The sequence below is a fragment of the Stenotrophomonas sp. P5_B8 genome, assembly GCF_054049855.1.
In genome coordinates, this window is the sequence record NZ_JBFULO010000047.1 from 1 (window position 1) to 16,524 (window position 16,524).

Consider the following 16,524-nt stretch of genomic DNA (forward strand, 5'->3'; position numbering starts at 1 on the left):
CCGTGCGGTAGCGCGGCGGCCGGGCTGTCGGCGTCGGCAGCGCTCCAGTTCAGCGACAGCCGGGCGCCGGGACGGTCGGCCCTGGCCAGGCGCCAGCACCAGGCGTAGTACGGGTCCGGCTCGTCGGCGAAGCCGGCGTAGACCGGTGGCAACTGCGATTCGTAGATGACCACGCGCACTTCCGGGGCGCCGTCGGCCAGCAGGCCATATGCCTCCACGCAGGCCGTCTCGACCGTGGCCCGGCCGGCGGCCAGGGCCAGGTAGTTGCCGCGGTGGCCGCGGGCGATGGAGTACAGCGCGGCCACGGCGTTGTGCACCGACAGGCCGAAGGCGGTCGGGGACATGCCGTTATCGGCACACAGGTTGTCCAGAAGCTCCATCGACCGGGCGACATCGCCATGCCGGGAAGCAAACACCAGCGGCACCTGGCCACCGTCATCGGGTTGCTCGCACCAGCAGGCCGCCTGGATGGCCATGCGCCCGAGCCGCTCGATGCGCCGGCGCTGCATGGCGGGCACTTCGGACAACGCCGGGGTGTCATCGCCCTGCGGCAATGCCGGTGCCTGCGACCAGGCCTGCCAGGCTTCCTTCGAGGTCAGGCCCGGTGCCCAGGCCGACCAATCCACCACTGAAAACTCGATCATTCACGCCAACATGTTGATGGGCACCCGGGGCGCAGTGCTTGAAAGGGGTGCGCCGACGCCTTGGACAGGGCCTGCCCGACCCGCAGACACTTCCCCGTGGGTGGAGTGGGCAGCAGGCGCGTGGCGACGCGATCTTCCCGGTGGCGCGGCTGGGACATCCCAACGCACCGCCGTAAAAAGGAGCGCACGCTATCATGACACCCTTGGCACTGGCAGCATTCACAATCTGAAATGAGCAGCACGATCCACGACGCATCGGCCCCGGCGGTCGCTTCCCATCCGACCGGACCGGCCTTGTTCAGCGTGGGCTATGCGCCTGCGTCGTTGCGCGATGCGGCCCTGGCCGATCCCTGCACGCTGGCGATCTTCGGTTTCGGCGCGCGTGATGCGCGGCTGGACGGGGATCCGCGCTGGCTGCAGGTGCCGCTGGCCGAGCACGGTCCAGCGCAGGTGGAGGTATGGCGTTCGCCGACGCCGGTGCGCTGCGGGGTGACCGACGGGGTACGGTGGTCGCACAACGAGACGGTGCTGTTCGGGGTACTGGAAATTGAAGAAGTGGACGGGGATATCGCGTCGGCCGCAGCAGATGCCTACGCAAGAATGAGTAGCTTTCTGACCAGTTCGGGATTCCCGCACCTGCTGCGGACGTGGAATTACCTGGATGCGGTGACCGAGGGCGACGGCGACCAGGAGCGGTACCGGCGCTTCTGCGTGGGGCGGGTGCAGGGGCTGCGCGAACTGGACGAGGCAGCGTTGCCGGCGGCGACGTGCATCGGGCGCTTCGACGGCGAGCGGCGTCTGCAGGTGTACTGGCTGGCAGGGCGCGACGCCGGGCTGCCGTTGGAAAATCCGCGCCAGGTGAGCGCGTTCCGTTATCCACGCCAGTATGGCCCGCAGTCGCCGAGTTTTTCGCGGGCGCTGCTGGCGCCGGCGGCGACGGGCTTGCCGTTGCTGCAGTCGGGAACGGCAGCGATCGTGGGCCATGTGTCCCAGCACACCGGGGCGGTGGATGAACAGTTGCGCGAGACGTTGACCAATCTGCAGAGTCTGGTGGACGCGGCCCGCCGGCAACGGCCGTCGCTGTCACCGACGCTGGGGGCCGGATCGGTGCTGAAGGTCTACGTGCGTCGCGCCGAGGACATGCCGGCGGTAGCCGCGCAGATGGCCGCGCTGCCGGGCGCGCCGGCCTTCGTGGTGTTGCACGCCGAGGTCTGTCGCGCCGAACTGCTGGTCGAGATCGAAGGCCTGCACGGCTGAGCCGCGTCCTGCGCGGAACGCACCATGGTTCGACCGTAGAGCCGACCGTTGGTCGGCTGCATGTCTGCCAACACCCTTCAACGCTCAACACATGCTGATTGGGGTCGGTGTGGGTGGGTKGGCGGGACACGCCGTAAATCCATCCGTGGAGGCTCGCGTGCGCCATCCATGGCGCACGACGGTCCCGCCCACCCACCCACACCGCCCCTCCACAGCTGGCTGGTGCGCATGGAACRGTCAACAGCCGTCTGCATCTGGCCGYGCGCMTGRCGAMCACGCTACCGCCACTCAAAGACGGAACCCGCCCCGGTAGAGCCGACCCATGGTCGGCTGCTCTTGACCCTTCTTCCGCGGGTGCCTGTTCCCACTGACTCCAAGCGCCCGCAGGTCGGGGGTGCCAGCCCATGCCGGGACCGTGCGCCGCATGGATGCGGCGAACGAGCCGCATGGGTGAGGGCGCATCGATTGCGAGGCACTGCCTCGCATGCGCCCGAACGTCCAGCCGCCGGCGGCTGGGCCGAACCACGGAGCGGGGTTCACGGCGTGTCCCGGCATGCGCTGGCACCCCGCGACCCAAGCGGATCAATGACGGGCTGCAGCCCCTGCCGCTCCCTCAGTGATACCCCACATCCGCCCGCACCTTCCCGCGGAACACTCGGTAGGACCAGGCCGTGTAGCCCAGGATCACCGGCAGCAGCACCACCAGCCCGATCAGGCTGAAGCCCAGCGACGAGGCCGGCGCGGCCGCCTGCCACAAGGTCATGCTCGGCGGCAGCAGGTAGGGCCACATGCCCAGCACCAGGCCGATGAAGCCCAGGATGAACAGCGCCAGGGTCAGCAGGAACGGCGGCAGGTCGCGCTTGGGGTGCATCGCGCTGCGCCACAGCGCCACCGCCACGCCCAGGGTCAGCAACGGCACCGGCGACAACCACCAGAAGTTGCCGTCGCTGAACCAGCGCGCCATCAGCCGCGAGTCCAGGAACGGCAGCCACGTGCTGACCAGGCCCATGAACACGATCACCGCCACCACCAGCGGCCGCGTCAGCGTGCGCGCGAAGGTCTGCTCGCGCCCCTCGGTCTTGAGGATCAGCCAGGTGCTGCCCAGCAGCGCATAGCCGAACACCACCGCCGCACCGGTCAGCATCGAGAACGGGCTGAACCAGCTGAAGGCCCCGCCCACGTAACGCCCATCCACCACCTGCAGGCCCTGCACCAGCGCGCCCAGGATCACGCCCTGCGCGAACGCGGCCAGCAACGAGCCCAGCCCGAAGGCCACGCTCCACAGCCGGCGCGAGCGGTGCGCCTTGAAGCGGAATTCGAACGCCACTCCGCGGAACACCAGCGCCACCACCAGCAGCAGTACGGGGAGATACAACGCCGACAGCAACGCCGCATACGCCTTGGGGAAAGCGGCCATCAGGCCCGCGCCGCCCAGGACCAGCCAGGTCTCGTTGCCGTCCCAGATCGGCGCGGCGGTGTTCATCATGATGTCCAGCTGTTCTTCGTCCTCGGCCATGGGCGCAAGGATGCCGATGCCCAGCACGAACCCGTCCAGTACCACGTACATCAGCACGCCGAAGCCGATCACCGCAAACCATGCCACGGGCAGCCAGGTCGTCATCTCCATGTCAGCGCTCCTCCAGCGGTTCGTCGGCGCCGGACAGCGGCCGTGCCGGGGTGTGGCTGCCGGCCTCCAACGCCGGGGCCGGCTCATGCGGCTTGGGACCGGTGCGGATGATCTTGACCAGGTACCAGATGCCCCAGCCGAACACGAACGCGTAGCCGACCACGTACACGCCCAGCGACAGCGCCGTCATCCACGCACTCTGCGGGCCTACCGCATCGGCGGTGCGCAGCACGCCATAGACCACCCAGGGCTGCCGCCCCATCTCGGTCACGAACCAGCCCGAGATCAGTGCGATGAAGCCGCTGGGCAGCATCCAGTTCCAGCCGCGGATCAGCCAGCGCGACTGCAGCAGCTTGCCGCGCCACCACTGGAACGCCGATACCCACGCCAGCAGCAGCATCAGCGAGCCGAGCCCGACCATGATGCGGAAGGCGAAGAACACCGGCACCACCGGCGGCCGATCGCTGGCCGGCACGGAGGTCAGCGGATCGAGCGTGCCCTCCAGCGAATGGGTGAGGATCAGGCTGCCCAAGCGCGGGATCGCAAGTTCGTAATCATTGCGCTCGGCCTTTTCATTGGGCAGAGCGAACACCACCAGCGGCACGCCCTTGCCCTCGCCTTCGGCATGCCAGTGCGCTTCCATCGCGGCGATCTTCATCGGCTGGTGCTTGAGCGTGTTCAACCCGTGCATATCGCCGACGAAGATCTGCACCGGCACGGTCAGCGCGGCGAACGCCACGGCCGCCAGCAGCATCGTGCGCCCGGCTTCCACGTGCGTGCCCTTGCGCAGGTACCACGCGCCGATGCCGCCGATCACAAAGCACGTGGTGATGAACGAGCCCAGCGCCATGTGCGCCAGGCGATAGGGGAAGGAGGGATTGAACACCACCTGCCACCAGTTCTGCGGGTGCACGATGCCATCGATCATCGCGTAGCCGGCCGGCGTATGCAGCCAGCTGTTGGACGACAGGATCCAGAATGTGGAAAACAGCGTGCCCAGCGCCACCATGCAGGTGGACAGAAAATGCAGGCGCGGCGACACCTTGCCCCAGCCGAACATCATCACGCCGAGGAAGCTGGCTTCCAGGAAGAACGCGGTGAGCACTTCATAGGTGAGCAGCGGCCCGATCACGCTGCCGGCCACTTCGCTCAGCCGCGGCCAGTTGGTGCCGAACTGGAAGGCCATGACGATGCCGCTGACCACGCCCATGCCGAAGGACACGGCAAAGATTTTCTGCCAGAAGAAATACAGCTCGCGCCAGACCGGGTTGCCGGTGCGCAGCCAGCGCGACTCCACGAACGCCAGCCAACTGGCGGTGCCGATGGTGAAGGCCGGGAACAGCACATGGAAACTGATGACGAACCCGAACTGGATCCGCGACAACAACAACGCGTCCACGTGACGCCTCCGACTGGTTTCTGGAAATCCGCACCAGTCTGGGCCGATATCCGTGAAAGGCACATGCGACCCGGTGACGCGCTGCTTCACTTTGTCGCAGGTGGAGCCCGGTCGTGGATTGGCGGGTGATTCAGCGGGCATGGCCCTTCGGCCGGAGGCTACCGCAAGTAGAAGCCAGGGTTTTTGGGCGCTGGTCGGTGGGTCGGGCGCCGGGCCCCTCTACCCTTGGAGGCGAAAYAAAGGAGGAGRRGGCGGCCGCAGGCCGACRCCGGGGGACATTCGCCGGAAAGGGTAGAGGGGCCCGGCGCCCGAYCCACCGACARCCGCTTGTCTTCCGCACCAGCGCCCATGACCTGTGGCCCCCTCCCCCGGCCCTTGCTGCTGCTACGCTTGCCGGGTTTTCCTCTACGGTGCCGCCCGCAATGCCCAGAACGCTGCCCTTGTCCCTGCTGCTGCTCGCCGCCCTAGGCGGTGCTGCCCACGCGGCGCCGACGCCGATCACCATCGAGCAGGCCATGGCCGACCCGGACTGGATCGGTCCGCCGGTCGAAAGCGCCTGGTGGTCCTGGAACAGCCAGCAGGTCGAGTACCAGCTCAAGCGCACCGGCAGCCCCGTGCGCGACACCTTCCGCCAGCCCGTCAACGGCGGCGTGGCCGCCCAGGTCGCCGATGACCAGCGCGGCACCCTCGACGTGGACAGCACGGTGTACGACAGCGCGCGCCAGCGTGCGGTGTTCGTACGCAATGGCGATGTGTTCCTGCGCGACCTGCGCAGCGGCGCGCTGACCCAGCTGACCCGCAGCTCGGAGAAGTCCAGCGCGGTCAACTTCGCCCGCGATGGCGGGGTGATCTGGCGCACCGGGCAGAACTGGTTCCACTGGACCGCCGCCGGCGGCGTGCAGCAGGTGGCCAGCCTGAAAGCCGAAAAAAATCCCGACGAGGCGCCCAAGGCCGACGTGTTGCGCGACCAGCAGCTGCGCACCCTGGCCACGCTGCGCAACGACCGCGCCCAGCGCGACGCGCTCAAGGCGCAGGAAGCCAGCTGGCGCCGTGCCGATGGCACCCGCGCGCCGGGCCCGGTGTACCTCGGCGCCGAGGTGGAGATCGTCGACAGCGTGCTGTCCCCGGACACCCGCAGCCTGATCGTAGTCACCAAACCGAAGAGCTTCGATGAAGGCCGCGGCGGCAAGATGCCCAAGTACGTGACCGAATCCGGCTACGAGGAATTCGAAGACACCCGCACCCGCGTGGGCCGCAACGATCCCGAACCGCACACGCTGTGGCTGGTCGATGCGGTGACCGGCACGGTCAAGCCGCTGTCGCTGGACGGCCTGCCGGGTATCGGCACCGATCCGCTCGCCGCACTGCGCAAAGCCGCCGGCAAGGACGCGCTCAAGGGCAACCGTCCGGTCGAAGTGCTGGCCGGCCCCGGCACTCCCGGCATCCGCTGGAGCGCCGATGGCCAGCAAGCCGCGATCATGCTGCGCGCCAACGACAACAAGGACCGCTGGCTCACCAGCGTCAGCCCGGCCAGCGCCAAACTCGAAAACCGCCACCGCTTGACCGACGCGGCCTGGATCAACTGGAGCTTCAACGATTTCGGCTGGTCCAACGACAACCGCACGCTGTGGCTGCTGTCGGAGGAATCGGGCTACTCGCACCTGTACACCCAGCAGGGCACGGCCAAGCCGCAGGCGCTGACCGGCGGCAAGTGGGAAACCTCGATGCCGGTGCCCAGCGCCGACGGCCGCGGTTTCTACTTCCTCTGCAACCAGCAGAGCCCCGGCGACTACGAAGTGTGCGCGGTGGACAATGCCAGCAGGCAGGTGCGCGAACTGACCTCGCTCAACGGCGTGGAAGACTTCTCGCTGTCCCCGGATGGCCAGCAGCTGCTGGTGCGCTACTCCGGCGCCTACCTGCCGACCCAGCTGGCCGTGGTGCCCGCTGCCGGTGGCCAGGCCAAGGTACTCACCGATACCCGCAGCGCCGCCTTCAAGGCCCGCGAGTGGATCCAGCCCAAGCTGGTGCAGGTGCCGTCCAAGCATGGCGCCGGTGTGGTCTGGGCCAAGTACTACGGCCCGGAAAACCCCGAGCCGGGCAAGCAGTACCCGATCGCCATGTTCGTGCACGGCGCCGGCTACCTGCAGAACGTGCACCAGCAGTACCCGGCCTATTTCCGCGAGCAGATGTTCCACAACCTGCTCGTGCAGAAGGGCTACATCGTGCTGGACATGGACTACCGCGGCAGCGCCGGCTACGGCCGCAACTGGCGTACGGCGATCTACCGCAACATGGGCCACCCGGAACTGGAAGACTACAAGGACGGCCTGGACTGGCTGGTGGAGACCAGACAGGGTGCCCGTGACCACGCCGGCATCTACGGTGGCTCCTACGGCGGCTTCATGACCTTCATGGCGCTGTTCCGTTCGCCGGGCACGTTCAAGGCCGGTGCGGCGCTGCGCCCGGTGGTGGACTGGCACCAGTACAACCACGGCTACACCGCCAACATCCTCAACACCCCGGACATCGATCCGGAGGCCTACCGCATCTCCTCGCCGATCGAGTATGCCGAAGGCCTGCAGGACCACCTGCTGATCGCGCACGGGATGATGGATGACAACGTGTTCTTCCAGGATTCGGTCAACCTCACCCAGAAGCTGATCGAACTGCACAAGGACAACTGGTCCATCGCGCCCTACCCGCTGGAGCGCCACGGCTACGTGCGTCCGGATTCCTGGCTGGACCAGTACAAGCGCATCCTCAAGCTGTTCGAAGAAAACCTGAAGTAAGCCCGCGATGACGTCGGTTGCCACTGACGCACCGCACACCGCGGCGACGATCGATATCGTCGCCGCGGTCGTTTTCGATGCCAGCGGCCGCGTGCTGGTCGTGCGCAAACACGGCTCGGACACCTTCATCCAGCCCGGCGGCAAGCCCGAGCCCGGGGAAGCACCGCTGGCCGCGCTGGCGCGTGAGCTGCAGGAGGAACTCGGGGTCATCCTGGACCCTGCCAGCGCGCGCGCACTGGGCCGGTTCGAGGCCTGGGCCGTACACGAAGCCGGGCACCGCGTGCGTGCCCGGGCCTTCTGGGTGACCGTGATCGGCACGCCCCGGCCACAGGCGGAAATCGCCGAACTGGCCTGGGTCCCGTTGCATCCGCCGCATGGGCGGCGCTTGGCAGCGTTGAGTGCAGACCATATCCTGCCGGCGGCCGCGCTCGCGGTGGCGACGACCTGACGGTCGCCGCCGGCCCACCAGGACACCGGATGTCAACGATTCCCCCGCAACTGCCGCACGCCAGGCCAACGCTCGCGCCGGGCGCGCCGCCAAGATTCCTCGCCCCCCTGGCCCAGTCGGTGCTGGTGGTCTGCGCCGCATCGGCGCTGTCCTGGCTCTTGCTGGTGCCCCTCGCCGCGTCGGCCTCCAGCGCCGAGTGGGTCCGCCAGATGGTCCAGGGCCATGACCTGTCGTGGCTGTCGCCCGCGCTGCACTGGCTGGGCGCACACGCCGTGGCGGTGAGCGTGGCCGGGCTGCTGACCTGCCTGGCCGGCGTGGCCGCCTGCTGGGGCATGTTGCGCCGCCAGGGCTGGGCGCTGTGGCTGTTCATCGTGTTGCTGGTCGCCACCGCCGCGTCGAACTTCGCCGCTACCTGGGTGATCGACGATGCCGTCCGCCACCTGCTGGCGTACCTGGCCCCGCACGCCGACGCCAGCGACATGCGCGAGTTGCGCCTGCAGCGGCTGTTCTTCACCGGTACCGCGCTGGGCACCTCGATCGCCTTTGCGGTGCTGCATGTATGGCTGGTGGTGCGCCTGCTGCGCGCCGATGTGCTGGCGTACTTTCGTCGCTGATCCCCTCTTCTCCGCTCCGCCCTCAAGGATGATGTTGTGACCCTTGCTGTATCCACGTTCCGCCGCGCCCTGGCTGCGCGTTGCCTGATGGTGTTCGTCCTGGCGCTGACCAGCCTGCCCGCCGCCGCCGAGTCGATGCAGTGCGGCACGTTCACGGCCGAAGACACCGGCACCACGCTGACGCTGCAAAGCCCGAACCAGGGGTTCCGGCAGATTCCGGAACAGCCGCCCGAACCGTATCTGGTCAGCCGCCTGGGCAACGAACTGAAGCTGGCCGACCTGGACAACGGCGGTGTCTGGTCGCTGACCGTGCAGGAGGGCGGGCGCCTCCTCAGCGATGGCGTCAGCGCGTACCGGCTGCAACGGGCGGCCCGCTGCCAGCCCGCCAGTGTGTTCCCGCCCCCCTCGTGCCGCGCGCAGATCGGCACCTGTCTGCATGACCTCCCGCTGGCCAACAGCGCCACGCTGCGCCAATGGTGCGAGGAGGGCGTGCCCGCAGCGTGCAAGGGCCTGCTCGCCAACTACCAGTCGGAGGCCCGCGACGCGCCCAACGCGGCAACCCCGGCCGAAGACGACCCCGAGCTGGCCGAACCGGCGGTGTGCAAGCCGGACTCGGGCAGCTACGACCAGGCGGCCTGCCTGGAAGCCGCGCGCGAGGTGATGGGCAAGGCGATGGCCAAGGCCCTGCTCGGCGGGCTGGCCGCCGGCGACCCGGCACCGCTGCCGGCCGCACAGCTGGATGAGATCACCGCCCTGTGCAGGGCGCAGACCGCCGGTACGTTCTGCGCCAAGGCGGCCGATGCGCTGTGGGCCGCCGGGCGGCTGCTACCGGCGCGCGATGCCTTGCAGCTGGCCTGCACGCGCGGCCAAGACCCGCGCGCCTGCCAGCGGGCGGCGCCGCTGGCCGGGCTGGATGCCAGGGCGCTCGCCCCGGTGGCGGCCACCGCCCTGCCCTGCGGCAGCTACCTGGCCGACCAGGGACTGATGGATCACCTGGCCTTCGGCGATGGCGGCATGATCGACAGCGGCTTCGGCGGCAAGCTGCGGGCCCGTCTGGTCGATGGCGACATCCGCGTGCGCCATGACCAGGGCGACGACTTCGTGTTCAAGACGCTCGCCAACGGCAACCTGATCGGCATGGACAGCTGGAACCGCTTTGGTTACTACCAGCGCGTCGGCGAGGCGCAGCAGTGCAGCGCACCGGTGGTGTATGTGGAAACCCCGCTGCCGCAGGATTGCCCGGGCATCGGCCGTCCCGGCGCTGCGCAGGCCTGCTGCGCGGCAGGCAAGCTGCAGGGCTGCAACGCCGCCGGCCACCAGTTGGCACTGTCCGATCGCTGGGCGGACGCCGCGCCGTTCTACCTGAAGCTCTGCGCGGCCGGCGTACGCGAAGGCTGCGAGAACCTGGCCAGCGTGTATGAGCACACCGGCGACGAACAGCTGCCATCACAGATCGAAGCGATCTGTGCCAAGGATGGCAAGGGCACGCATGTGGCCTGCGATGTGCACGCCACGCGGAACTGGGCGCTGCTGCAGGTCAGCGCCGGGCTGGAAGCGATTGCCGCGCGGATGGCCGCCGAGGCGGAGGCGGAGGACGACGACAGCCCACCCGATGCGCCGGCCAAGGCGAAGGAACGGCCGGCCAGCAACCGCAAGGGCGGCCGTTGAGTGCACGCAGGCCGTACGCCGGCCTGCGGTAAAGTACGCGCCATGAACGAATTCGAGCRCGTGCGCGCCTATCTGACCGACCTGCAGGACCGCATCTGTGCGGCGATCGAAGCCGCCGACGGCAGCGCCCGGTTCGCCGAAGACGTGTGGCAGCGCGCCGAGGGCGGTGGCGGCCGCACCCGCATCCTGCGCGATGGCGCGGTGTTCGAGCAGGCCGGGATCGGCTTCTCCGATGTGGCCGGCACGCGCCTGCCGCCGTCGGCGTCGGCCAACCGCCCGGAACTGGCGGGCGCGTCGTGGCGCGCCACCGGGGTGTCACTGGTGTTCCACCCGGCCAACCCGTACCTTCCCACCACCCACGCCAACGTGCGTTATTTCCGCGCCGAGCGCGACGGCGTGGAAGTGGCCTCGTGGTTTGGGGGCGGTTTCGACCTCACCCCGTTCTACCCGTTCGATGAAGACGTGCAGCACTGGCATGGGATGGCGCGCGATCTCTGCGCCCCGTTCGGGCCCGAACGCTACGCCGCGCACAAGCGCTGGTGCGACGAATACTTCTTCCTGCGCCACCGCAATGAAACGCGCGGCGTGGGCGGGCTGTTCTTCGATGACCTGCACGGCGATTTCGAGCGCGATTTCGCCTACCTGCGCGCGGTCGGCGATGGCTTCCTGCAGGCCTACCTGCCGCTTGTGGAACGCCGCAAGAACATGCCCTACGGCGAGCGTGAGCGCGAGTTCCAGCTGTACCGCCGCGGCCGCTACGTCGAATTCAACCTGGTCTACGACCGCGGCACGTTGTTCGGCCTGCAGAGTGGCGGGCGCAGCGAGAGCATCCTGATGAGCCTGCCCCCGCGCGTGCGCTGGGAATATGGTTTCCAACCCGAGGCCGGCAGCGATGAAGCGCGCCTGGCCGATTACCTGGTGCCGCGCGACTGGGTGTGAGCGATGCGCCCCTCGCCGGCTGCATCACCGCTTGAAAGCAGCCACCCATGGGGTGGCTCTACCGGATATGGATATCGCATGCGCCCGGTAGTGGCGCCGGCACCGGCTGGATATCGCACACGGCCGGTGGTGGCCCCGCCACGGTAGAGCCACGCCATGCGTGGCTGGGCACTCCCCGGACAGCCTCCACCCATCCGGTGGCGCTACCCCTTCTTCGGCACGATGGTGATGTGGCCGTTGATTTCCAGCACGGCCAGCGCGACGTCGTCGATGGACAGGCAGCCCTGCTGGCGTAGCGCCGCGTCGAGGTCGGCCGGGGTCACCAGCTCGCGCTTGAGCACTGAATCGAGCACCTTGCCATCGCGTGCGATCAGCACCGGCTCGCCTTCGACCAGATTTTCCACGCGTCGGCTGCGCGTGGACAGCCAACCCACGCCGTAATTGATCGAGATGAGCGTGGCGGCCAGCAACAGGCCACCGCCCAGCGAGGTGTCCTTGCCGAGCAGTGCGTTCTGCACTGCGTTGCCGAGCAGCACGATCAGCAGCACATCGAACGGGGTGATCTGGCCCAGCGCGCGCTTGCCCGACAACCGCACCATGCCCAGCACCACCACGTACACCACCACCGCGCGCAGGATGAATTCCCACCACGGCATGGCCAATGCAAACAGATCGCTCATTCCGGTCTCCCCAATCCAGGTCACAGCATGCGGCGCGCATGTGGTCGGCGGCAATACGGGGCGATAGGGGGGGATGGCCGGTGCCGCGCGGGCAGTTTCCAACGCCGCAAATAAAAAGCCCCGCCGACCAGGGGGAGGTCAGCGGGGCCGGGGAACGGGCGCTTGGGGAGTAGCCCCCGTTCCGAGATCTGCTCCAGGGGATGGGAGAGATCCACAACAGGCGTTGCGCCTGTCGAGGTCTATAAAAGCACCTCGAACATTGATAGTTCGTGAAGGGGCCCAATTAATGRAAGGGGTGTAGGGGAAACATTCATCCGAGAGTCAGTTAATCGGCCAGCAATGAACCGATTCAGCTGTTTTCCCGTGATTCCCGTCTCAGTGGGCCTCATCCCAGTTATCACCCACACCGGCGTCCACCACCAGCGGCACCCGCAACTTGGCCGAAGACGACATCAAGTCGATCACCTGGGAACGCAAGGTTTCCAGAAAACTACTTTCGCTTTCGAACACCAGTTCATCGTGCACCTGCATGATCATCCGCGCCTGGTCGCCCTGGCCCTGCAGCCAGTCGTCCACCTTCACCATCGCGCGCTTGATGATGTCCGCTGCGGTGCCCTGCATCGGGGCGTTGATCGCCGCGCGTTCAGCCCCGGCGCGCAGGCCCTGGTTGCGGGCGTGGATGTCGTTCAGGTACAGCCGGCGGCCCTCCAGGGTTTCCACGTAACCCTGGTCGCGGGCCTGCTGGCGCATGCGCTCCATGAAGTCGCGCACGCCGGGATAACGGCTGAAGTACAGCGCCACGTAATCCTGGGCCTGGCCGCGGTCGATGCCCAGGTTGCGGGCCAGCCCGAACGCACTCATGCCGTACATCAGGCCGAAGTTGATCGCCTTGGCGGCACGGCGTTCGTTGGGGGTGACCTCGTCCAGTGCCCGCCCGAAGACCTCGGCGGCGGTGGCGCGGTGCACGTCCACACCCTGTTCGAAGGCGCGTACCAGGCCCGGGTCCTCGGACAGGTGGGCCATGATCCGCAGCTCGATCTGCGAGTAATCGCAGGCCAGGATCTTGCGCCCCGGCGGGGCGACGAAGGCGCGGCGGATGCGGCGCCCGTCCTCGGTGCGGATCGGGATGTTCTGCAGGTTCGGGTCGGAGGAGGACAGCCGGCCGGTGGCGGCACCGGATTGGTGGTAGCTGGTGTGCACCCGGCCGGTGTCCGGATTGACCATCTCCGGCAGCTTGTCGGTATAGGTGCTGCGCAGCTTGGCCAGCCCGCGGTACTCCAGGATCACCCGCGGCAGCTCGTGCTGCTCGGCGATCGCCTCCAGCGCCTCTTCATTGGTGCTGGGCTGGCCCTTGGGGGTCTTCACCAGCGCCGGCAGCTTCAGTTCGTCGAACAGCACGGCCTGCAGCTGCTTGGGCGAATCCAGGTTGAAGGTGTGCCCGGCCAGTTCGGTGGCCTTCTGCTGGGCCGCCAGCATGCGCACGCCCAGATCCTGGCTCTGCCGACGCAGCTCGGCCATGTCGATGTGTACGCCGTTGGCCTCGATCCGGGCCAGCACCGGCACCAGCGGCATCTCGATGTCGCGGTACACCCGCTGCAGCGACGGCGCTTCCAGCAGCTGCGGCTGCAGTGCCCGGTGCAGGCGCAGGGTGATGTCGGCGTCTTCGGCGGCGTAGCGGCCGGCCTCGTCCAGGCCCACCTGCGAGAACGGGATCTGCTTGGCACCCTTGCCGGCCACGTCCTCGAACTTGATCGTGGTGTAGCCCAGGTAGCGCATCGCCAGCGAATCCATGTCGTGGCGGGTGGCGGTGGAGTTGAGCACGAAGCTCTCGAGCATGGTGTCGTCGTGGTAGCCCTGCAGGTTCACGCCATGGCGGCGCAGCACGTGCAGGTCGTACTTGCCGTGCTGGCCGAGCTTCTTCTTGTCCGGGTTTTCCAGCACCGGGCGCAGCGCGGCCAGCACCAGCTCGATCGGCAGCTGCACCGGCGCACCGGGATAGTTGTGGCCCACCGGGATGTACGCGGCATGGCCGGGCTCGACCGCAAGGCTGATGCCGACCAGGTTGGCGCGCATCGCATCGAGCGCGTCGGTTTCGGTATCGAAGGCGATCAGCTCGGCCGCCTCGATGCGCTGCACCCAGGCATCGAGCTGTGCGGTGGTCAGCACCGTTTCGTAGTCACCCGGGGCCGACAGCGCCGGGTCGAGCGGCGCTGCCGCGTCGGCCGGGGCGCTGCGGGCGTAGCCGGCCGCAGTGCCACGCAGGCTCACCGCAGCGTCGCTGGCGGCCACTGCGGCGGCGGCCGGGCCACCCAGCTCCTTGAGCGCCTGGGTGAAGCCGTAGCGCAGGTACAGCTCGCCCAGCGTGGGCACGTCCGGATCGCGCAGGGCCAACGTGCGCGGGCTGGCATCCAACGGCACGCTGGTGCGGATGGTGACCAGCTCGCGGTTGAGCGGCAGGCGCTCCAGCGCGGCGCGCAGGTTTTCGCCGATCTTGCCCTTCATCCCCGGCGCGGCCGCCATCACCCCGTCCAGGTGCTGGTACTCGGCCAGCCACTTGGCGGCGGTCTTGGGACCGCACTTCTCCACGCCCGGCACGTTGTCCACGGCGTCGCCCATCAGCGCCAGCAGGTCGACGATCTGGTCGGCGCGCACGCCGAACTTCTCCATTACCGCCGCGTCCGAATCCATGCGGCTGCCGGTCATGGTGTTGACCAGTTCGATGCCCGGACGCACCAGCTGCGCGAAGTCCTTGTCACCGGTGGAGATGGTCACGTGCAGGCCGTCCTGGTGGCCCTGCAGCGCCAGCGTGCCGATCACATCGTCGGCTTCCACGCCGGGGATGCGCAGGATGCTCAGGCCGAGCGCTTCGACGATGCGGCACATCGGCTCGATCTGCGGGCGCAGCTCGTCGGGCATCGGCGGACGGTTGGCCTTGTAGTCGGCGTACAGGTCATCGCGGAAGGTCTTGCCGGGCGCATCGACCACGAACGCCACGTATTCCGGGCGCTCCTTCAGCGTGGCGCGCAGCATGTTGACCACGCCGAACAGCGCGCCGGTAGGTTCACCGTGGGCGTTGGTCAGCGGGGGAAGCGCGTGGAACGCGCGATACAGGTAACTGGACCCGTCAATCAGGACTAATCGGCTCATGTGACGATTCTACCCGCCCGGTCGCACGCGGTCCCTGCGCGGGCATCACGACCCATGGGGCATAATCCAGACCTCCCCGTACAAGGATCCTCGGCCCATGAAGACTCTGATGCTGGCTGGCCTGCTGTTGCTGGCCGGGTGCGCCACCACCGGCCGCGCGGGTTCGCCCCCGGTCGATGTCAGCGGTGCCGATGTCTCCAAGCGCACCCTGGACAACGGTGACACCGTCGAGGAATACCGCGTCGGCGGCCAGTTGCGCATGGTCAAGGTGAGCCCGTCGCGTGGCGCGGCGTACTACATGTACGACCGCAACGGCGATGGCCGCATGGACAGCGACAAGGACGGCGTCTCGCCGGTGTACTGGAAGCTCTACAGCTGGTGATGGCATACGCCGCGCTGCGGCCGCGCCCGGTGCTGGTACACCGCTTGCAGGCGCAGAAGTCTCTCCCGCCGTTTCGTTTTCCCGCATGAATACGCCCGAACGCCGCCAGTCGCCCGATCCAGTCCAGTTGCGCGCCGGCCTCACCGCCGAGCAACGCAAGGCCGTGGAAACGCTGGAGCATTTCGGCTGGCAGCTGCGGTTCGTGCGCCGCCCGCTGTTCCGCGACCCGATCCCGGTGCTGTTCGACCGCGCGGGCGAGCGCTACGTGGTGCTGCAGCCGGACGGCAGCCTGGACGAATCGCAGACGTTGCAGCTGCGCGATTGATCCAGACGCACCGCACCCGAGCCAGGTAGTGCCGGCCGCTGGCCGGCTCCTCGGTAAAACGTGACGTCGCCAGATACTGCCGGCCGCTGGCCGGCTCCTCGGTAAAACGTGACCTCGCCAGATACTGCCGGCCGCTGGCCGGCTCCTCGGGAAATCTGACGTCACCGGAAGCCGGCCAACGGCCGGCACTACCCGGTCGGTCCCTCAGCGGATTACCAGCACCGGCACGGTGCTGCGCGCGAGCACTTCGGCGGTCTGGCTGCCGAGCAGCACGCGGGTGACGCCGCGGCGGCCGTGCGAGGTCATCACGATCAGGTCGCTGCTGCGTTCGGTGGCGGTGTCGATGATGCCATCGGCGGCGTAGCGGTCCAGCACGTGAACGACGTTGACGCGCAGGCCCTGTGCTTCGGCGGTGGCCTTGGCCGGGTCCAGCACCTTCTGCGCGGCCTCATCGCGGTCGGCCTTGTACTCGGGGCTGTTCATGTACCCCACGCTCCAGCCCATCGCGTCGTACATGCCCACCGCCCACGGCTCGGAAACGGTCACGATATCGACCTCGGCATTGAGGTCGCGGGCCAGCTCCAGGCCTTTGAGCAGCCCCTTTT

The 16,524-nt window shown here is 68.2% G+C and carries 15 protein-coding genes; 9 read left to right on the forward strand and 6 right to left on the reverse strand.

Going from position 1 to position 16,524, the window contains the following annotated elements:
- On the reverse strand, positions 1-644 hold a 644-nt coding region (locus ACXJKH_RS04595), incomplete at its 3' end, for a beta-ketoacyl synthase chain length factor (protein ID WP_457318465.1).
- Positions 645-691: 47 nt separating this feature from the next.
- On the opposite strand from ACXJKH_RS04595, the gene ACXJKH_RS04600 reads away from it, so the two are divergent.
- Together ACXJKH_RS04600 and ACXJKH_RS04605 are read left to right on the forward strand one after the other, a co-directional pair.
- Positions 692-820 carry a hypothetical protein gene (locus ACXJKH_RS04600; RefSeq protein ID WP_457318466.1) on the forward strand — a complete coding sequence of 43 codons (129 nt, stop codon included), beginning with the start codon at positions 692-694 and terminating at the stop codon, positions 818-820.
- Positions 821-875: 55 nt separating this feature from the next.
- Entirely contained in the window at positions 876-1,901 is a 1,026-nt protein-coding gene (locus tag ACXJKH_RS04605) for a chorismate transformation enzyme, FkbO/Hyg5 family (protein WP_256777360.1), read from the forward strand.
- Between the two features lie 613 nt (positions 1,902-2,514).
- Here ACXJKH_RS04605 and cydB read toward each other — a convergent pair.
- Both cydB and ACXJKH_RS04615 read right to left on the reverse strand, forming a co-directional pair.
- Positions 2,515-3,528, reverse strand: coding sequence for a cytochrome d ubiquinol oxidase subunit II (cydB, locus tag ACXJKH_RS04610; RefSeq protein WP_457318467.1), 1,014 nt, complete (start codon positions 3,526-3,528; stop codon positions 2,515-2,517).
- Position 3,529: 1 nt separating this feature from the next.
- Positions 3,530-4,927, reverse strand: coding sequence for a cytochrome ubiquinol oxidase subunit I (locus ACXJKH_RS04615; protein ID WP_457318468.1), 1,398 nt, complete (start codon positions 4,925-4,927; stop codon positions 3,530-3,532).
- Between the two features lie 422 nt (positions 4,928-5,349).
- On the opposite strand from ACXJKH_RS04615, the gene ACXJKH_RS04620 reads away from it, so the two are divergent.
- Genes ACXJKH_RS04620 through hemF form a run of 5 tightly spaced genes read left to right on the forward strand, consistent with a single transcriptional unit; the run spans position 5,350 to position 11,385 of the window.
- Entirely contained in the window at positions 5,350-7,716 is a 2,367-nt protein-coding gene (locus tag ACXJKH_RS04620) for a prolyl oligopeptidase family serine peptidase (RefSeq protein WP_457318469.1), read from the forward strand.
- A 7-nt stretch (positions 7,717-7,723) separates the two neighbouring features.
- Positions 7,724-8,164, forward strand: a complete 441-nt coding sequence (locus ACXJKH_RS04625) for an NUDIX hydrolase (protein WP_457318470.1) — start codon at positions 7,724-7,726, stop codon at positions 8,162-8,164.
- 29 nt (positions 8,165-8,193) lie between these two features.
- Entirely contained in the window at positions 8,194-8,778 is a 585-nt protein-coding gene (locus tag ACXJKH_RS04630; protein ID WP_256777365.1) for a hypothetical protein, read from the forward strand.
- Positions 8,779-8,814: 36 nt separating this feature from the next.
- A complete protein-coding gene (locus ACXJKH_RS04635) occupies positions 8,815-10,446 on the forward strand; it encodes a hypothetical protein (RefSeq protein ID WP_457318471.1) in 1,632 nt (543 codons plus the stop codon).
- Positions 10,447-10,488: 42 nt separating this feature from the next.
- A complete protein-coding gene (hemF, locus tag ACXJKH_RS04640) occupies positions 10,489-11,385 on the forward strand; it encodes an oxygen-dependent coproporphyrinogen oxidase (protein ID WP_457318472.1) in 897 nt (298 codons plus the stop codon).
- A 203-nt stretch (positions 11,386-11,588) separates the two neighbouring features.
- Here the strand turns inward: hemF and ACXJKH_RS04645 are convergent, their stop codons facing one another.
- Both ACXJKH_RS04645 and polA read right to left on the reverse strand, forming a co-directional pair.
- Positions 11,589-12,065 carry a DUF421 domain-containing protein gene (locus tag ACXJKH_RS04645; RefSeq protein ID WP_256777368.1) on the reverse strand — a complete coding sequence of 159 codons (477 nt, stop codon included), beginning with the start codon at positions 12,063-12,065 and terminating at the stop codon, positions 11,589-11,591.
- A 375-nt stretch (positions 12,066-12,440) separates the two neighbouring features.
- A complete protein-coding gene (polA, locus tag ACXJKH_RS04650; RefSeq protein ID WP_457318473.1) occupies positions 12,441-15,212 on the reverse strand; it encodes a DNA polymerase I in 2,772 nt (923 codons plus the stop codon).
- Positions 15,213-15,309: 97 nt separating this feature from the next.
- Here polA and ACXJKH_RS04655 point away from each other — a divergent pair, with 97 nt between their 5' ends.
- Both ACXJKH_RS04655 and ACXJKH_RS04660 read left to right on the forward strand, forming a co-directional pair.
- On the forward strand, positions 15,310-15,594 hold the full coding sequence (locus tag ACXJKH_RS04655; protein ID WP_457318474.1) for a DUF2782 domain-containing protein: 285 nt from the start codon (positions 15,310-15,312) through the stop codon (positions 15,592-15,594).
- 85 nt (positions 15,595-15,679) lie between these two features.
- On the forward strand, positions 15,680-15,919 hold the full coding sequence (locus ACXJKH_RS04660; RefSeq protein ID WP_256777548.1) for a hypothetical protein: 240 nt from the start codon (positions 15,680-15,682) through the stop codon (positions 15,917-15,919).
- 204 nt (positions 15,920-16,123) lie between these two features.
- On the opposite strand, the gene ACXJKH_RS04665 is transcribed toward ACXJKH_RS04660, so the two are convergent.
- The coding region (locus ACXJKH_RS04665; protein WP_457318475.1) for a universal stress protein at positions 16,124-16,524 on the reverse strand (401 nt) is incomplete at its 5' end.